Here is a 17,059-nt window from a genome sequence, read left to right as displayed (position 1 = left end):
TTCGGGAACGCATGCCAAACTGCTGCTACCTACAGCGCCCCGACCTGCGATCTGAGGTTGCATCCCCCCCGACCGCCACTCTACCGCCGTTCAGGATGCAGGATAAATTTCTTCAACTTCAACCAGTTCAAGTACCCATGGCTTTGCCTTCCAAGGTATCAAAAGCATCCCGGTGGCGGTGGATTGACTGCCATTGGAACTACCTGCTCTACAAGGCGGCGCAGACCATAGGGACTTAAGCCACACCCATGCGAAGAGCCAAGGTGATTCTAATGCTGCTTCATCCATATGGCTCCAGCGACCCGGTGTGCCGCGATACCGTCCTCCAGAGGCGCGTACCTGCACACGAATTCCCGGTAGCGGCTGACATAGGGTTCCTTTTCCGCTTCCGCCGCCAGAACTGATGCCGCCAACCCATCGGTATCCGAAGCCAGCGGTCCCGGGGCCTGCGCCTCAAAATCGAAATAGAAACCGCGTTCGGAATCGCGGTAGCGGGCCAGGTCCGGGGTCAGGAAGTAGATCGGTTTGCCGGTCACGGAGAAATCGAACATGGCCGACGAATAGTCGGTGACCAGCAGGTCCGCTGCCAGATATAGGTCGTTAACCTCCGGATGCGTCGTCACATCGAGGTATAGGTCCTGACCGGTGGTCTTCCTCCGGCCCGCAATCTTGTGGTGGCCCCGGTAAAGCAGCGCGTACTCCGGGCCCAGCTGCTCGGCAGCAGCTTCAAAATCCAGGTACGGATCCGCTCCGGCCCCGTTGTCACGCCATGTTGGCATGTACAGGAGCACCTTCCGGTCCGCGGCAATGCCAAGCCGTCCGCGGCTTTCCGCCCTGCGGCTGGAAGCATCAGTCGTCAGGACATCATTCCGCGGATACCCGAAAACTGCCGGCTCTCCCTGATACCCAAAGGCCGCCGCCAAAGTCTCGGCGGCAAACTCGTTCTGCGCCAGGAGCATGTCCCAGGCTGCGGCTTCACGCTGGATCAGGGCCCGGTAGGAGGCAGTGCTGCCGGAGACGGGGGTATCCAGGCCAATGCGTTTGAGCGGGGTGCCGTGCCAGGTCTGCAGGTAAAACTGCCCGGGCCGCTTGCGGAAATAGTGCGGAAAATTGTTGTTGTTGACCAGATAGCCGGCGGTGGCGAGCAGACGGAACCACTCCGGACTCTCCCGCAGGACCGGTGTGCAGTTCGGAGGCACCTGAACGGAGTAGTCCGCGACGGCCCAAAACCGATGCAGGTCGGGCCGCCGGTCTCCGAGCGCATCGCTGATTGCCCGGCCGCTGTCTGAGCAGGATTTTCCGTCGAACGTCTCAAACAGAACCGTTTCCGGGTCCACCGGGGCTTCCGACGCGGTATACCCGGCGATGGCCAGCTGGCGGCCGCGCGCGGATCGTTGGTCCGCCGTTCCGGGAGCGGAAACCCGCAGGACCAGATCCTGTTCATTCCCCTCCCCCACCAGTTCCAGGCCCATCAGCTTGTGCGGCATCCGGGCGGGCAGTTCTCCGAGCAGCCGGCCCAGCGCCTGAACCCGAGCTGTCCGGACCTCTCCGGTTGCATCGGTCCAGGCGCGGAGAATCCGGTAATGCCCGGTCTCCAGCGCGGACTCACCGTGGCCCCATTTGTTCTGTACCAGGGAAAACTCGGTTCGGAAGCGGCCCGTCTCATCCAGCCAGCGCGACGACGATGACCGGACCTCATTGCGGGCGGTTGTCAGCAGGAGCTCCGGAACCTCCGGATCCGGCCTTCCCGGAATCCAGCCCAGGCGCCCTTCCAGAACAAGCAGGCCGGCCTCATCGATCAGCTCCGCCCGGCTCACGGACAGACGCTGCGCACGGAGTGAGAGCTGAAGATAACCGTAGCCGGTGCACTCGGCGCGGAGCGCGGCCGTCTGCTCTGATGCCGCGGCAAGATCAGTTCCGGAACCGGCCCATCCTGCCGGCTCAACCCTGCCGTTGGGGAGAAGAGCCTGAACCGTCCAGCGCTTCTCCCTGGCACCGGCGGGGAGTTCGCCGGCCGCCGAGGCCGTATCAATGGTGAATCTCGTTCCGCCGGTTTCCCGGCGGAACTCCAACCGCGGACCGCCGGGGCTGTCCAGATAGAGCGCGTCCGGTACGACGCCGCCGGACTCGCCAAAGCCTACCCGGACCGTTTGCCCGGCAACCTTAAGGGAGGAAGCAAGGCACGAATAACGGACGGCCTTCAGCCTCAGTCCGTCGGCAGCGTCCATGACGCCAATAACCCTTGTGCGGTCACTGGCCGTCCCTGCCACGGGCAGGCGCCGTGGAACAAGGTCCGTGTCCCGCGTTCGGATCAGGTCCGACGCCGAAAACGCCCCCACCCGCAACGTCACCTGCACAGCCCATTCCTTGGCCCCGCCGGGCTGCAGGCCCTGCAGGGTTCGGGGATCCACCGATGCCGTAAAAGCTGCTCCGGAGTATGACCTGCATCGGTCAGCAGCCACGGCGTCCACGCGCTGGTCCTGCTCCCTGCGTACTGCGAGCGCCGTGACAACGCTTGATCCCTGCGGCCGGAGTCCGACCTCCAGGACGCAGTCAGCCGGGTCGACGCCGGGAAGATACGCCCAGCCTCCGATAGTGAGGAGGCCGTCCGCAGCCCAGACAAAGCGGGTCAACCGGGCAGTCACCGGCAGGTCAACGGCGGACAGGTTCAGGAGCGAGGGCTCCACGGGCTCGGAGAGCAACGGCAGGTATCCGGGCACCGCAGTCAACGCTCCCGCCGCGGTCAAGTCCGGTGTTGGGGCCGTCAGGTAGCTGCGGCCCTCGTCCTGAAGCTCCGTCAGGACCAGAAGAACGTCACCGCGCCGCCCGTCACGGGTAAGGGAAAGCAGGACCCGCTGGTGGACATCCATCGTCTGCAGAACCCCGGGCCCCGCCGCCGCCAGCATTGCTGACACACCGTTCCGCAGCACGTCGAAGCGGTCCTGGTCACTGTGCTGGATGTATTCGACGTGGGACAGCAGATCGGCCAGGCGCCGGCCGTACCACTGCTGCGCCTCGGCGGTCGGTGCTTCGGAGCGCATGACGGCGGCGGCAACGAAAACATCATCCAGCCACCGGCGCACCGCAGCGGAATCGGAAGCCGGAAGGGGCACGGATTCCACCTCGGGTGCTGTCCACACCTCGGCCGTTCGATCTACCGCGGTCACGGATTCTGCAGCAATCCGTTGCCGAAGACCCTTTACCCCACGTTTGAGCCATCCGCCGGACTTCACTGGGCGCCGTCGCTGTCGTTCGGCAGCTCCCCGAGGGAATGCTGCTTGTTCCAGGGGCGAGCCAGATTCTCCGTGGCCACGGTTATCCGCTCGCAGGACCGCGAATCCCAGAACGGGAAGGTTTCCTTCACCCGCTGCTGGTACATGTCCTCGCGGGTGAGCCCGCCGCGGACGATGCGGTCCAGTTCCTTTAAAGTTCCGGCCACGTCCAGCGTCACCGGGCCGAACCCGTCCCGGGTGTAGTCAAAGTAACCCTTGCGGTAGACATGCTTTCCCTGGAAAATCTCATCGCCGTCAAACTGCAGGTAAACCAGGTTGCTGCCTGCATAGGCGGCGTCGAAGGCGATGGACGAATGGTCCGTGATCAGGGTGTGTGCCTTCAGCAGTTCGGCCTGCACACTAACGTCCCGGTATCGCGCGGGCTTCACATGCTCCGGCAGATCCAGATACGGCACCACGAACTCAAACTCCGGATGGGGCATGAACACCACGCCGAGTTCCTGGTTGACGCTCAGTTCCTTCAGCTCCGGGGAACGTACCAAGGCCAACCATGTTGCACCGAACTCGGTCGCTTCGAAGGCCCGGGCGGCCTCGGCAGGCGAGGCGCAAACCTCGATGACCTTCTTGACGTATTGGCGCCATGTTGGCGCTATCAGTACGTTGCGGCGTTGCTCTACCGGAGCCGCGAGGGCGGCGGAGCGCAGGGCGTCGTAGCGGGGCAGGCCGACCAGCTTGGCCTGATGCTCCGAAAGCCGGTACACGCTGTTGTCCCCGGCGATCGACTCATGCTCACCCCTGGTGGTCGTCACCATCACCGAGATGTTCTTGCCGTTGATCCAGCGGGACATGTCGTCCTTGATGACGCCGTGCTGGAGGTAAACGAACTTGGCCTCGCCGTCGCCGAAGCGCTTGCGGCTGACCGGGTACTCGATATTCCAGTTCGCGTGTGAGGAGAGCTTGTAGGCGGCGTTCAGTGCCAGGAGCACTGACTCGTCCGAGCCGTAGGCAACCAGACGGAATCCGTCTGCCTGCAGCCTGTCCCAGTCCGGGCAGTCCTGCTCGATCACGAAAAACGCATTGATGTCGGGACGGTTTTTCATCAGGTACCGGTACACGTGCTCGGCGTTGTCATCCGCGCGATCGATCCGGTCCATGAGCAGCCAGGCGGCCTTATACCGGGCTCGGACCGAATCGCTGTGCGCCTGTGCGATAAGAGCCCGGTCTGCTGATGCACGCCGTCGTGCCGCTGCGGCTTTGAGTTGGCGGCGGAGGATGCGTTTCGCTGCCTCTGCCGCTGATCGGGAACGCGAGTGCCCGGTCAGCACGCGGCGGACGGTGAAGCCCGCCCGGACCCGCGCCAGCTTACGGGTTGCCTTGCCGGCAGGACCGGCGAGGGTGCGACGAGGTGCCGTGCGCGCCGCCGCCAGCTGCAGGTAGGGAGAAGGCTCGGGCCTTCGGCCGGCCTGCAGAGGGACTCCGCGGTCCGTGGTGATGGCCGCAGCCTGACCGTTGATCAGCACCCTGGTCTCGGCGCCCGCCGGAAGCACGAGGATCCGTTCACGGATCAGCACGCGGCCCAGCACCCGGTGTTCCACCACCTTTGCTGCCACCGGAAGCACCGGGGCTCCGTCCACCACAATCTCTTCCTGCGGCAGGCTGTCCTGATAGAGGTAGTGGTACGTCGTGACCTGCTGTGCGGGGTCCGTAACCCCTTCCATGATCACCGGATCGGCGTCGCGGATTCCCTTGTAGTAGGTCAGCAGAATGTTGTGGAAGAGCCAGCCCTGGCTGACGACGCTGAAGGTGCCAATCGTTTCCAGGTCGATCAGTGCAACAATTCGTTCGAGCAGGAGGTGCATGGTGGCCCGCTGGTCCGGTGTAGCCGACCCGGTGTCGCTGTGCATCCGCTTGTCATCGATGTAGAACCACACCAGGTCATACAGCACCATGTACTGCGCCCACTGCGGAACGCTCCCCCTGCTGCGGCGCACGGCATCGAGCATCCCCAGCCAGCCGTGTTCAGGCAGATCACTGTAGGCACGGGGATCGCCCCACGTGCCCTGAACCAGCGATGCACCGCCTTGGCGCTGCCGGCGGTAGTAGTAGCTGGCTGATGCCACCAGCCCGACGACGGGGCGGGGCACAGCCGCCAGATAGCGGCCGATCAAGTGCGCGTCCTCGAACTTGGGCCGGATCCGCTCGTCAAAGCGCAGGCTGTGAGTCTCCAGCACCTCCCGGCGCAGGAAGGTGGTTGGTCCGTGCATATGGATGTATTCAGGGTATTGGTCCAGGTCCACCAGCAGATCCCCCAGACGGAACTTCCGGTTCAGCAGGTGGCCCTGCGACGTCTTCATTGATCCGTCGTTGAACTGGACCAGGCGTCCGGTGAGCATCTGTGCCGACTGCCGGGTGTCCCGGGAGATGAACTCCGCGATGCGCTGGAAATACTGCGGATGGAATGCGTCATCAGGGTCGCAGAACGTAACCCACGTATTGCTGACCAGGTCCAGCCCGGCGTTTCGTGCCGAGCCGGGCCCTCCGTTGGTCTTATTGACCAACCTGACGTTGGCTCGCCCTTGTGCCCACTGCGCTACCAGGGCGGCCGATTCATCAGTGGAACCGTCGTTGATCACCACGATGTCCAGGTCATCCACCGGGTAGGTCTGGACCTCCAGGGACTTGAGAAACGCCGGAACGTACTCCGCCACGTTGTACAGCGCTACTACGAGTGAAAATTGGCCCTTAGCCACGTTGTTCTCCAGTCACGTTCTCAAATTGGGCAGGAACAGCCAGCAGCGCAGCGGCCGCAGCCGCCGCAGATGTGCCGTGATCCGCAGAAGCAAACCGGTCAGCAATGGCGGCGGCAGCGGGGTCGGGAGCGTTAAGCCCCCGCGCCAGGGCTCCGGCAAGCTCCGCAGTACTCGAAACCAGGGGTGCCCGGCGCAGGAACTCCGCGGGTTCCGGATACAACCCCCGCGAGCGCTCATACTCCGCCAGGTCCGGGGCCAGGAAGAACATCGGCCGGTTCAGGACGGCGTAGTCGAACATCGCCGAAGAATAATCCGTGACCAGGGCGTCAGCCGCCAGGTACAGATCACTCATCTCCGGATAGTCCGTCACGTCGATGGCCGCCGGATGGTCCTCGATGCGCCGCTGGCCGGCAACGTTGTGGTGGCCCCGGATCAGGAACGTCCACCCCGGCCCCAGCTGCCGGGCGGCCTCTTCAACGTCAAGGAAACCGACCCAGTCCGAGCGGCCGGCCCCGTCCCGCGCACTGTCCCGCCATGTCGGCGCGTACAGCACCACGTTCTGCTCCGCCGGAATCCCGAGCAGACCGCGCACCCGGTCCCGGGACGCCGGTATCTGCAGGGCATCGTTGCGGGGATAACCCGCCGTGAGCACCTCCCCGGTGTAGCCGAGGGCAGCCGGCAGGACGCTTGCCGCGAAGTCATTCTGCGCCAGAAGCAGGTCCCACCACTGCGCTTCCCGGGCCATCAGATCCCGGTAGGACAGCGAGAGCACCCGCTGCGGCACGTCCAGTCCGATTTTCTTCAGCGGCGTTCCATGCCAGGTCTGCAGGTAGAACTGGCCCGGTGACTTGCGGAAGTGCCAGGGGAAGTTGTTGTTGTTGACCAGCCGCCGGGTGGACGCAAGTTTCCGGTACCACTCCTCCGATCCCTGCAGCAGCGGCACCGCATACTCGGGCACGGACACGGAACGGTCCGCCACGGACCAGTAGAGGGGTTCATCAAAACCGGCGGCGGCAAGGTAATCCGAGATAGCCCGGGGACTGTCCGTGCAGCTTTTCCCGCCGAAGCTCTCAAAGAAGATGCCGGGGGCCAGCTCCGGAGCCGCTGAGGCACCGAACACTTCGCGCCGCAGCCGGTACTGGTGGAAGGTGCCGGTCTCATCCCCGGCCAAAGGAGCGGAAATGCTGACAGCCATGGCTCCGGCGGCTGTCCGCAGCCCGCGCACGCGTGCTGCCGGCAGCAGTACTGACGGGAAGTCCCGGGCAGCTTCTGCGGAAACCCGCACAGCCGGATCCTGCGGGCCGGCCGCTTGCCCTCCAGAGTTCCAGCGCAGGGTGTAGGACCCCGACGGCGGTGCCGGCAGCTCCCTCCCCCAACGTGCGGCGGCCAGCGGGAACCGCAGCCTCAGTCCGCCGTCGGGCAGCGGGATAACGCGGGCGGCAGGAAGCCGGAACCGGGACGTCACCAGCGCATAAGCGGCCGCGGCCGGGGCATTGGCCAGCACCAGTTCCAGGACGTCGGCGTCAGGGTTGTTGGCGTCAGGATCAGCGGCAAAAGCGGTGACGTGCGGACCGCTGATCCGGGCCGGCTGCGCCTTGGCCTGCACGTGCAGGGGCGCGGGTACCGGGACCGTCCGCTCAACGAGATGTCCGTCCACCTCGGCGCGAAGGGTTATCTCGGCCGGCAGCGGCGTTTCCAGCCGCAGACTAAAGGCGGCATCCGCGTAGCTGCAGTTGCGGTCCCCGGAAATCAGATCGAGCTCCGGGTCCGTCCTGCGCTGCAGCTCGAGAGGGTCAAAACCGTCAGGTCCGGCAACACCTGCGGAAAGCTGCACGGCGGTGCGGCGCAGGTCGACGTTGCGCAGGTAGGCATACCCGCGCACGGTGGCACCGCCGTCGTTCTCTGCTGCCGGGCTGTTCCCCGTCACCGGCGGTTTGAGCGCGGCCACCAATTCAAGGTGTTCGGGGCGTATCTCCAAAAGGCCGCGCTCCACGGGGGCGGAAAGCACCTGCAGCAGGGGTGGCTCGGCGAAGATGCGGCCGCTGTCAAAGACGAGGGGGCTCGCGGTGCCGTTGTTGATCCGGTCCACCACGGCACGCCGGATGTCCTCCCGCCGTCCCTCTGCGGTCAGTTGCAGCAGCACCCGCGCCTGCGGATCGACGTCCCGGAGATGATGCTGTCCCGCGGCGTAAATGCTGCCGACGCCGTCGCGGAGCAGCTGCCAGAAATCCTCGGGCACATCGGGGACCTGTTCGATGTACGAAATCAGGTCGGCTCCCAGCAGCCGCCGGTACCAGTGGGCCGTAACCGAGGACGGCCCCTCCGCCTCGAACAGCGCGGTGACATCGCGGGCCACGGACAGCCGGTCCTTCAGATCCTGGAGCAGATATTTTGCCTGCGTAATGGAGGAGCCGTCTTCCCGGATCCGCCACCAGTAGACCACCTCGGACAGGACATCGAAGGACGCCGCCCGCAGGTACGCCCGTGCGGTGGTTTCCTGGTCCTCGTAGCGGATGCCCTCGGGCATGGCGCCCACCTGCCGGTCCCAGAAATCCCGGCGGAAGACCTTGTTCCAGAGGAACACGTCGTCAATAACGGCCGGATGGTCCGCCGCGGTGATGCGCAGCCGCTCCCGGGCGTGGATGCCCTCCGCCAAACGGACCGGAGTTCTCTTGCTGCCGCGGATCCTGCCGTACGAGCCCACGCAGAAATCGGATTCCGTCCGGGCCAGTGTCGCCATCATCAGCGCGTACGCCTCGGCGGGGACGACGTCGTCGGCGTCGGCAAAGGTGAGGTACTCCCCGCGGGCGGCAGCGATCGCGGTGTTCCGCGCCCGCCCGTTGCCGCCGTGCGGCAGTTGGAGGAGACGGATCCGCCGGTCATAGCGGGCGTAACCGGCGGCGATCGCGGCTGACTCATCTGTGGAGCCGTCATCCACGACAAGGATTTCCAGATTGGCATAGGTCTGGTTCACCAGGCTGGTCAAACAGCGCTCGAGATACGGTGCCACGTTGTACATGGGGACCACCACGCTCAGCAGCCCGGTGGCAGGCGGACGTCCGCGGCGCACCGTCCGGCGGACGCGCGCCTTCAGCGCCGGATGCAGGTCAGCGCCGGCTGACGAGAGCCTCTTGGCAATCCTGTTCATGCTGTGGCGCGCCAGAATCCCCTCGTGTCAATGACGGCCTTCCCGGCCAGCTGCTCGGGACGGATCTCCCGGAACGAGTCATGGTCCACGAGCAGGACGACGGCGTCGGCGGTGGCTACGGCGTCATCGATCACCATGGTCTCCACGTTGGGCAGCGGGCTCAGCTCGTCCGGCAGCGTAGTTCCCAGGAAGGAGCGCCCCACCACAATCCGGGCGTCCGGGTTTTCCACGGCCAGCCGGCGGACAATTTCCACCGCGGGAGATTCCCGGGTGTCATCAATGTTGGCCTTGAATGCCAGCCCCAGGGTGGCAATGACCGGGGCGTCGATGCCGTCCACAGCCGACTTCACCTCGGCGACAACGTGTCCGGGCTTGGCGTCGTTGACCTCGCGGGCGGTGCGGATCAGGCGGGAGTTCTCCGGGTCCGCGGACACAATGAACCAGGGGTCCACGGCAATGCAGTGCCCGCCCACGCCGGGACCGGGCTGCAGGATGTTCACCCGCGGATGGTGGTTGGCCAGCTCGATCAGGTTCCACACGTCAATGCCGAGGTTGTCGCTGATGACCGAGAGCTCATTGGCGAACGCGATGTTCACGTCCCGGTACGCGTTCTCCACCAGTTTGGCCATCTCCGCCGTCGCCGCATCCGTGAGGTGGATGCTGCCCTGGCAGAAGGTGCTGTACAGCCCGGCGGCGGTGCTTGCCGCTTCGGGGGTCAGCCCGCCGATGATGCGGTCATTGGTGACCAGCTCGATCATGATCCGTCCGGGCAGCACCCGCTCCGGGCAGTGCGCAAACAGTACGGCTTCCTTGCCTCCGTTGGCGTCGGCAGCCAGATCGGGGCGCAGTTCCAGGATGACATCGGCCATCCGGCGCGTGGTGCCGGGAGGCGAGGTGGACTCCAGGATCACCAGGTTGCCGGGACGGATCCGGGCGGCAATGTTCCGCGCTGCCTGCTCCACGTAGATCAGGTCAGCGGTTTTGTCCTCCTGGAACGGAGTAGGCACCGCCACGATGTAGGCATCGGCCTCCGGCATCTCGTCCTGGGCTTGGAGGAAGCCCTGGCTGACTGCCCCGGCCACGTGCACGGCGAGATCCGGCTCGACAAACGGCACCCGGCCTTCGTTGACGGCTTCCACGGTGGAGGGGTTGACGTCAACGCCCACTACCTTCAGGCCCTTCCCGGCCAGGATGGCGGCGGTGGGGAGCCCGATGTAGCCGAGGCCGACGACGGCGACCGTGGAGATCTCCGTGGCTGCCTCTCCGGCGCTATATGTCTGTGTGTTCACGTGGTCCCCCATAAAATTTCACGTCGCCGGAGGCCACCAGGGTGGCGTCGTCGACCTGCCAGGTATGTCCGGTTGATTCCCGGACCTGAAAATAGTTGAAACGGTCTGCCGAGTAAATGCGTTTGCCGGCGGCGCTTGCCTGCCGCAGGAAGCCGGTGTCCTCGCCAAGCCCCAGTTCAGGGAAGGGCAGGTCCAGCACCAGGCTCCGGCGGGCCACGATGGTGGGCCCCATGACGAAGTCGGTGTACCGGTGTTCCCGGTGGCCAAAGCGCAGCACCGTGGCGTTGGAACTGCGCAGGTGCATGTAGTGCGCCTGCTTGCCCACGATGTCCGCACCGGAGTAGTGCAGGGCGTGCAGCTGGTCGCTGAGGTAGTGCGGGCCGTAGTGGTCGTCGTCGTCCATTTTTGCCACCACCTCGCCGGTGGCTGCGGCTGCGCACCTGTTTAGGCACTCCCCCAGGGAAACGTCGCTGCCGGCGGTCAGCAGCTGCACCTTGTCCAGCCCGTGCTTGGCCTGCAGCTGCTCCAGCGCCTCCGGTTCCAGCGTAAAACCGTGGGTCAGCAGGATCAGTTCGACGTCGACGCCCTGCTGCCGGGCAAGGGTGGCAAACACGTTCTCCAGCTGGTGCGGCCGGATGGTCGGCACCAGGGCGGAGACGGTGGGCCGGCGAAGGGGACGGGCGCGGTCCGGAAGAGCCGCGGCCAGGACGGTTTCAGCCCGGTGGGCATAGGTGTGTTCGTCCCAAATACGGCGCTGGGCCAGGTGGACGGTGCGGTCGTTGTACTCCGGGTTGCCGGCCAGTCCGCGGCTCAGTGCCGCCGCTTCCTCCCGGGTGCGGGCCACCGGAACCTCGGAGGGCGCAAAGAACTCTTCCACGGCAACGCTGGGGGTGCTGATCACGGGGGTGCCCGCGGCGCTGATTTCGAAGATCCGCCGGGCACACATGCTCGGCGAGTCCACCACGGAATTGACGTTCAGGAACACTTTGTACGCCTTGTAGGCGGAGAGCATCTGCGGATAGCTCAGGGAGCCGACGACGCGCGAGTCCAGCGGTGCCGGGAACTGGTAGTTCGGATCGCCGCCCAGCTTCCGGGAGAAGATTTCCAGCCCGGTGGGGAGTTTCGCCGAGGCATCCATGGCTCCGCCCAGCAGCAGGTCCATCTGCTCCCGGCGCTCCGGATACTTGTGCGCAAAGTACATGCCGGCAAACGCAATGTCGCGCGAGTGGCGCCCGTGGCGCGGACGGACCGGATTGTGGATGGCAGGCTGCGCCGCGAAGGGCAGAACGCCTACGTTGTCATGGCCGAGATCCCGGCGGTAAAACGGCACCCTGCGCACGTCGGAGGTAAAGACGTAGTCAAAGAGCGCCGCCGTCGGCAGGAAATCCTCGTAATGGGGCGGATCTTCCTTGTTCCAAAAAACCGTGGGGATGCCCTGCCCGCGGCTCCACTCCAGGAGCCTGACCAGCTCGGGTGCCGGACCGGCGGGGCCGCCGAGCTTTCCGCGCCAGAGCCGGCTGTTGCCTGCCCAGGCGGATTCGATGAAGACCAGCTCCACTGCCTCCTCGCTCATCTGGCGCTGCCAGGAGACGGGATCGAGGGCAACGGTGTTCCACTCGTGCGCAAAGGCCATGGCGGAGAACTCATCCAGGATGACGCCCACCGTGAGGTCCTTCCGGCGGGCCTCCGGGGCCGGCAGGACAGCTGCCGGGATGGACAGCCTGCGGTTGGAGCCGCGGCCGATCCAGCCGGCCTCGACGCCGCGCGCGTTGGCCGGGTCGGCGAATCCGCGTTCGGCGCGGCTCCGGAGTTTCCAGTCCCGGACCTGGGCGGGGCCGCCGGCACGCAGGTGCCAGAGACCGGTGCGGACGTCTGCGAGCATTCCCATCTATTGGGCCCTCGTGCTGCGGCGTCCGGTGGAGCGCTCCAGCACCCGGGTGACCGTGAGGGAGTCCATGGCCTCGGCACGCTTTCTCGCAGCCGTGATGTTGTTGCCTTTGGAGAGCTCGCGGGTGAAGTCCTTGTAGGCCTTGACCACGGTTTTCGGGTCGCCGTCCATGAGCAGGTCGCCCTTGTCCATCCACACCACGCGGGTGCACATCTCAAGAATGGTGTCGAGGCTGTGGCTGACCAGGAAAACGCAGCCGGCCTTGGCGCGCAGTTCGTCCATGCGCTTCTTGCTGCGGTCGGCGAACTGGGCGTCTCCCGTGTTGAGCGCCTCGTCGATGAGGAGGATTTCGGGGTCGATGCTGGCGGCGATGGCAAACCGCAGCCGCGATGCCATGCCCGAGGAGTAGGACCTCATGGGCAGGTGAATGGCCTTTTCCAGGCCGGAGAGTTCCACGATCTCGTCAAACTTCCCGGCGATCTCCGCCCGGGTCATCCCCATGGCCAGGCAGCCCAGCACCACGTTGTGGTCACCCGGCAGTTCCGGGACCAGCGCGGCGTTGACGCCGAGCATGACGGGGGTGCTGACCGCGTAGACGGCGCCGGTGGTTGGCTTGACCTGTCCGCTGATCAGCTTCATGAGGGTGCTCTTGCCCGAACCGTTGCGGCCCACGATGCCGATGGATTCACCCCGCACCGCCACCAGCGACATGGGGTTCAGCGCGTTGACGGTCACCAGGTTGGGCTTGGCCATGACCCGGCGCAGGAGCCGCGCCGGTTTGCCGGCGGTGTCGTCACCGGCCGGTGCCTCGCTGGAGGGCACGCGGTAGCGCATGCTGACATCGTCAATGACGATGCAGGGGTCTTCCCGGAGGTATTCCAGGTCCTTAGCCGCGTCCATAGGTTTCCTCCGCCCGCCAGAAGTAGACGGCTCCGATCGCCAGGGCCCCGAGGGACCAGCAGCTCAGGATCGCCCAGGACTGCCAGTCGGGCACCGTGCTGTACAGCAGGACGTCGCGGACAATGTCCAGGACGTTGAACAGCGGATTCAACTGGATGATTTCCAGCAGCAGCGGCTGGTCAATGAACTTCTCGTAGGAGTAGAACACGGCCGAGGCATACATCCAGGCCCGGAGCGCGAAGCTCAGGAGGTGGACCACGTCATTCACCTTGGAAATGACCCGGGCCAGGATCAGGCCCACGCCCAGGTTGAAGATGCTCTGCAGCAGCAGTGCCGGAATGATCAGCAGTCCCAGCCAGGTGATTTCCTCGGTGGGTGGAATCACCAGGACAATCAGCACCATCACGATGAACACCGGGATGTTCGCGAGCAGCTCGCGCAGGTTCACGGCAATGGGCAGGGTGGCCCGGGGAAAGCTGAAGGCCTGAATCACGGCCCGGTTTTGCTGGATCGAGCGTGCGCCGTTGGTGATGGCGCGGGAGCTGTACTGGAACAGGAAAATCCCGATCACCAGGTAACCGATGAAGTTCTCGATGCCTCCGCCGGTTCCCAGCAGCAATCCGAAGATCAGGAAGTAGGTCAGTCCGTTCAGCACCGGGTTCAGGATGAGCCAGATGCTGCCCAGCCGGTCCCGGCGGTTTCCGCTCTGGACGCGTGACTTGGCGTCATAGAACACAAACTCGCGGTAGTTCCAGACCTGGATGGCGTAGTCCACAAAGCCGGGCCGCGCGCCGACGCGCTGCAGTCCGCGGACGTCCACCGACACGGGCTTCACCTGGACGTCGGTTCCGGGTCCCGTCTTGGTTCCGGCCATCAGGCAGCCACCGTCAGGGAGTCGTATTTCTCCAGGCAGAGCCGGGCATTTGCCTGCCAGGTCCGGGTGTCCAGGACAAAGCGGCGTCCGTTCCGGCCCAGCCGCTCCAGCAGGTCCGGGTCCCCGAGCAGGCGGTCCAGCGACGCCGCCAGGGCGTCCGGGTCCTCTGCCGGTACCAGGGCACCGTTGCCGCCGTCGTTCACCAATTCCCGGAGCGCCGGCAGGCTGCTGGCGACCACGGGGGTGCAGCAGGCCATGGCCTCCACGGGTTTCAGCGGGGTTACCGCTCGTGTCACGTTCAGATCCTTCCGGGGCACAACGAATACATCGAGTGCCTGATGATACAAATGTGCGCTCTCGCGGGATACGCGGCCCGGAAACAAGACCCTGCGGTCTATTCCCAGCTCGGCTGCAAGGGCCTTCAGCCCGGGTGCGGACGAGCCGTCGCCGGCGATGAGGCAGGTCAACCGTGGATGCTTCGGCGCGAGCAGTGCAAAGGCCCGCAGCAGGTCATCCAAGCCCTCATAGTCAACCAGACTGCTCACGGTTCCAATAATCTGGCCCGTCTCCGGCAGCCCCAGTTCCCGCCGCGCCGCGGACGGTGCCAGGGGTTCGTTGAGGTAGTACTCCCCCACCGCGTTGGGCAGGAGGACCAGCTTGGCGGGGTCCACTCCGGCCGCCTCGATTTCTTCTGCCATGACCGTGCCCAGGGTGGGAACCAGGGAGGCGCGCTTCATGACGCGTGCTTCGCAGGCCTTGAAATCGAGGTAGCGCCGGCTGCTGCGGGCGGCGTCGGACCGGGTGGAAGCCCAGGTGTCGGCGAGCTGTCCGCGGACCTCATACACCCAGGGAATGCCCAGCGCTTCGGCCACGGCGGCGGTGACCAGGCCGTTGGTGAAGTGGGTGGTGGTGTGCAGCACGGCCGGCCGGAGGGTGAGGGCCAGCGCCAGCATGTCTTCTGCCTGGCGCTGCAGCCGGCGGTCCATGCCGAACGGCATCTTGGCCGGCAGAAGCCGGTGGTAGGCAACGCCGTCGATCACGTCGGTGTCCCGGGCGGCGAGTTTCCCCACCTGCACCGGATAGCCCAGGCGGGTGACGGCGTGGACGTCCCAGCCGAGCTCGAGCTGGGCCTTGAGGATGGAGTGGGTGCGCTGCGCGTATCCGCTCTGCGTGTGCGGCAGCGAGTTTGTGAGCACATGGAGCACGGTCCGCGGTTGGGGCCGGTACTCCGGCACCGGTGCCAGTGCGGGCTGCCAGCCGTCAAAGACCCGTGCTTCGGCTGCTAGCCGGCGCTGTTGCGCGGATTCCCGGGCAGATCCGCCGTCCAGGGCATCAACCGCTCCCGCCATGTCGCCGTTGTACCAGTGCAGGCGGGCTGCTGTTCCCCGCCGGCCTGCGGTTTCCGGGCGGACGCCGTCCAGCAGTTCGGCCGCCGCTTCCGGCAGCCCCGCGGCCGTGGCCAGGTCCGCCATCCACAGCCGCCGGCCGTCAGAGGCGCTGCCCTGCGCACAGCTGCGCAGGTTGGCTTCCAGCCGGTGTTTGTTTCCGCTGAGCAGGGCCACCAGCGAGGCAGGGGTTCCCTGGCCGGGGATGCGGGCAGCTGCCTTCAGGAGCGGGCGGAGGATACGCGGGGGCAGGCGGCGGGAGATTTGCAGTGCCAGCACCACGGGGTCGTCGCCGAGGTGTTCGACGGCGGTGCCGCCAGCCAGGGAGAGGTTGCGCAGGAGTGTGGGCAGACGGTTCACGGAGTGGAAACACCGTCCACCAGCGTGGTCAGCAGCTCGGCGTAGGTGTCAGCCAGGGCGTCCACGTTGGCGTTGTCATGCACCCAGTCCCGGCCGGCGGTTCCGGTCAGCAGCCGGGTGCGGTCAGCGGCCAGTTCCCGCCAGAGGTCGGCAACCTTTTCCGGGTGGGCCGGCACGACGTCGCCGGCCCCCGCTTCTTCAATGATTTTGCGGGCTTCCCCCAGGACAATCCCGGTGACGTGCCGGCCCACGGCGAGGACCTCGTAGGTCTTGGACGGAATGGTGGTCTCGAAGGACTTCCAGTCATCACGCAGCGACACCACGCAGGTGTCGGCCTTCCGGTAGTGCTCCATCACCTCGGCACCCACGGCGGGGTCGTGGAAAACCACCGGCGCGTCAAGCGCCAGGGCGAGGGCCTTCAGTTCGCGGCGCTGGACGCCGTGCCCCACCAGGCTCAGCCGCACGCAGTCTTTGGCCAGGGCGGCAGCACGGATGACGATGTCCAGGCGCTGGCTCTCGCCGTGGTTGCCGAGGTACAGCACGTTCAGGAACTCGGACTCGGCGGGAGGGGGCATCAGCAGTTCGCGGGTGGACACGTCCACTCCGTTGCTGATGGTGGCGACGTTGCCCAGTCCCCGGTCCCGCAGCGTTTGTGCGAAGCCGTAGGTGACAGTGACCACCAGATCCGCCCGGTCCTGGATGGCGATGATGATGCGCTCGGCGAGTCCTTTGGCACTGCCCGGAACCAGCCGTGCATCCCGGGCGATGTCGGGCCACGCGTCGCGCATGTCAACCACCAGGGGTTTACGCAGCAGGCGCGCAGCCGCATATCCCGCGCCGAGGATCGGGAGGCTGGGGACGGTGACGATGACGGCGTCGGGCCTGGGCCCCAGCAGCGCCGCCGGGACGCTGCAGGCCGCTGATATCAGATGGTCGGCCAGGCGTCCCAGCCGGGTGGTGCGGTGCCAGAGGTAGGGGACGCGCCGAATGCGTTCGCCGAAGACGCCGGTGTCGCGGCGGAAGGCGCGGCCTGCTTCAGCTTTGGGAAGGGTGCGCCGGCCGTGGGGCGCGTGCGCTACGGGTGCGACGACGTCGACGTCCCAGCCCTGCTGCCGGAAGGAGCGGATGATTTGGGTCCACCGACGCTGCGGGGGGCTGTGCTCCGGCGAGTAGGAGTGGGTGAGCAACAGAACTCGCAAGAACTTCCCCCCGGTATGGCGCGGCAGGCCGCG

9 protein-coding genes are annotated in these 17,059 nt (G+C 66.0%); all 9 read right to left on the bottom strand.

Going from position 1 to position 17,059, the window contains the following annotated elements:
- Nucleotides 1–269: 269 nt before the first annotated feature.
- Entirely contained in the window at nt 270–3,167 is a 2,898-nt protein-coding gene (locus WKB88_RS11905) for a CDP-glycerol glycerophosphotransferase family protein (protein ID WP_341394778.1), read from the bottom strand.
- A 62-nt stretch (nt 3,168–3,229) separates the two neighbouring features.
- Nucleotides 3,230–5,983, bottom strand: a complete 2,754-nt coding sequence (locus tag WKB88_RS11900) for a bifunctional glycosyltransferase/CDP-glycerol:glycerophosphate glycerophosphotransferase (protein WP_341394777.1) — start codon at nt 5,981–5,983, stop codon at nt 3,230–3,232.
- A complete protein-coding gene (locus tag WKB88_RS11895) occupies nt 5,976–9,131 on the bottom strand; it encodes a bifunctional glycosyltransferase/CDP-glycerol:glycerophosphate glycerophosphotransferase (protein ID WP_341394776.1) in 3,156 nt (1,051 codons plus the stop codon). Before WKB88_RS11895 ends, WKB88_RS11900 begins: the two co-directional genes overlap by 8 nt.
- Complete coding sequence (gene wecC / locus WKB88_RS11890) at nt 9,128–10,420, bottom strand: UDP-N-acetyl-D-mannosamine dehydrogenase (RefSeq protein WP_341394775.1); 1,293 nt, start codon at nt 10,418–10,420, stop codon at nt 9,128–9,130. The genes WKB88_RS11895 and wecC overlap by 4 nt, the downstream gene beginning before the upstream one ends.
- Nucleotides 10,401–12,308: a glycosyltransferase family protein gene (locus WKB88_RS11885; RefSeq protein WP_341394774.1), complete on the bottom strand. Its 1,908-nt coding sequence runs from the start codon at nt 12,306–12,308 to the stop codon at nt 10,401–10,403. The genes wecC and WKB88_RS11885 overlap by 20 nt, the downstream gene beginning before the upstream one ends.
- A complete protein-coding gene (locus WKB88_RS11880; RefSeq protein ID WP_341394773.1) occupies nt 12,309–13,208 on the bottom strand; it encodes an ABC transporter ATP-binding protein in 900 nt (299 codons plus the stop codon).
- On the bottom strand, nt 13,195–14,082 hold the full coding sequence (locus tag WKB88_RS11875; protein WP_341394772.1) for an ABC transporter permease: 888 nt from the start codon (nt 14,080–14,082) through the stop codon (nt 13,195–13,197). The genes WKB88_RS11880 and WKB88_RS11875 overlap by 14 nt, the downstream gene beginning before the upstream one ends.
- Nucleotides 14,082–15,827, bottom strand: coding sequence for a glycosyltransferase family 4 protein (locus WKB88_RS11870; protein ID WP_341394771.1), 1,746 nt, complete (start codon nt 15,825–15,827; stop codon nt 14,082–14,084). Before WKB88_RS11870 ends, WKB88_RS11875 begins: the two co-directional genes overlap by 1 nt.
- The gene (locus tag WKB88_RS11865) at nt 15,824–17,026 is read right to left on the bottom strand and encodes a glycosyltransferase family 4 protein (RefSeq protein WP_341394770.1); all 1,203 of its coding nucleotides are present in this window, start codon (nt 17,024–17,026) and stop codon (nt 15,824–15,826) included. Before WKB88_RS11865 ends, WKB88_RS11870 begins: the two co-directional genes overlap by 4 nt.
- Nucleotides 17,027–17,059 lie beyond the last annotated feature (33 nt).

This window comes from Arthrobacter sp. G119Y2, from assembly GCF_038069765.1.
Classification (GTDB): domain Bacteria; phylum Actinomycetota; class Actinomycetes; order Actinomycetales; family Micrococcaceae; genus Arthrobacter_B.
The sequence above is the reverse complement of the archived record's forward strand: the minus strand, read 5'-3'. Positions and strand labels throughout refer to the sequence as shown.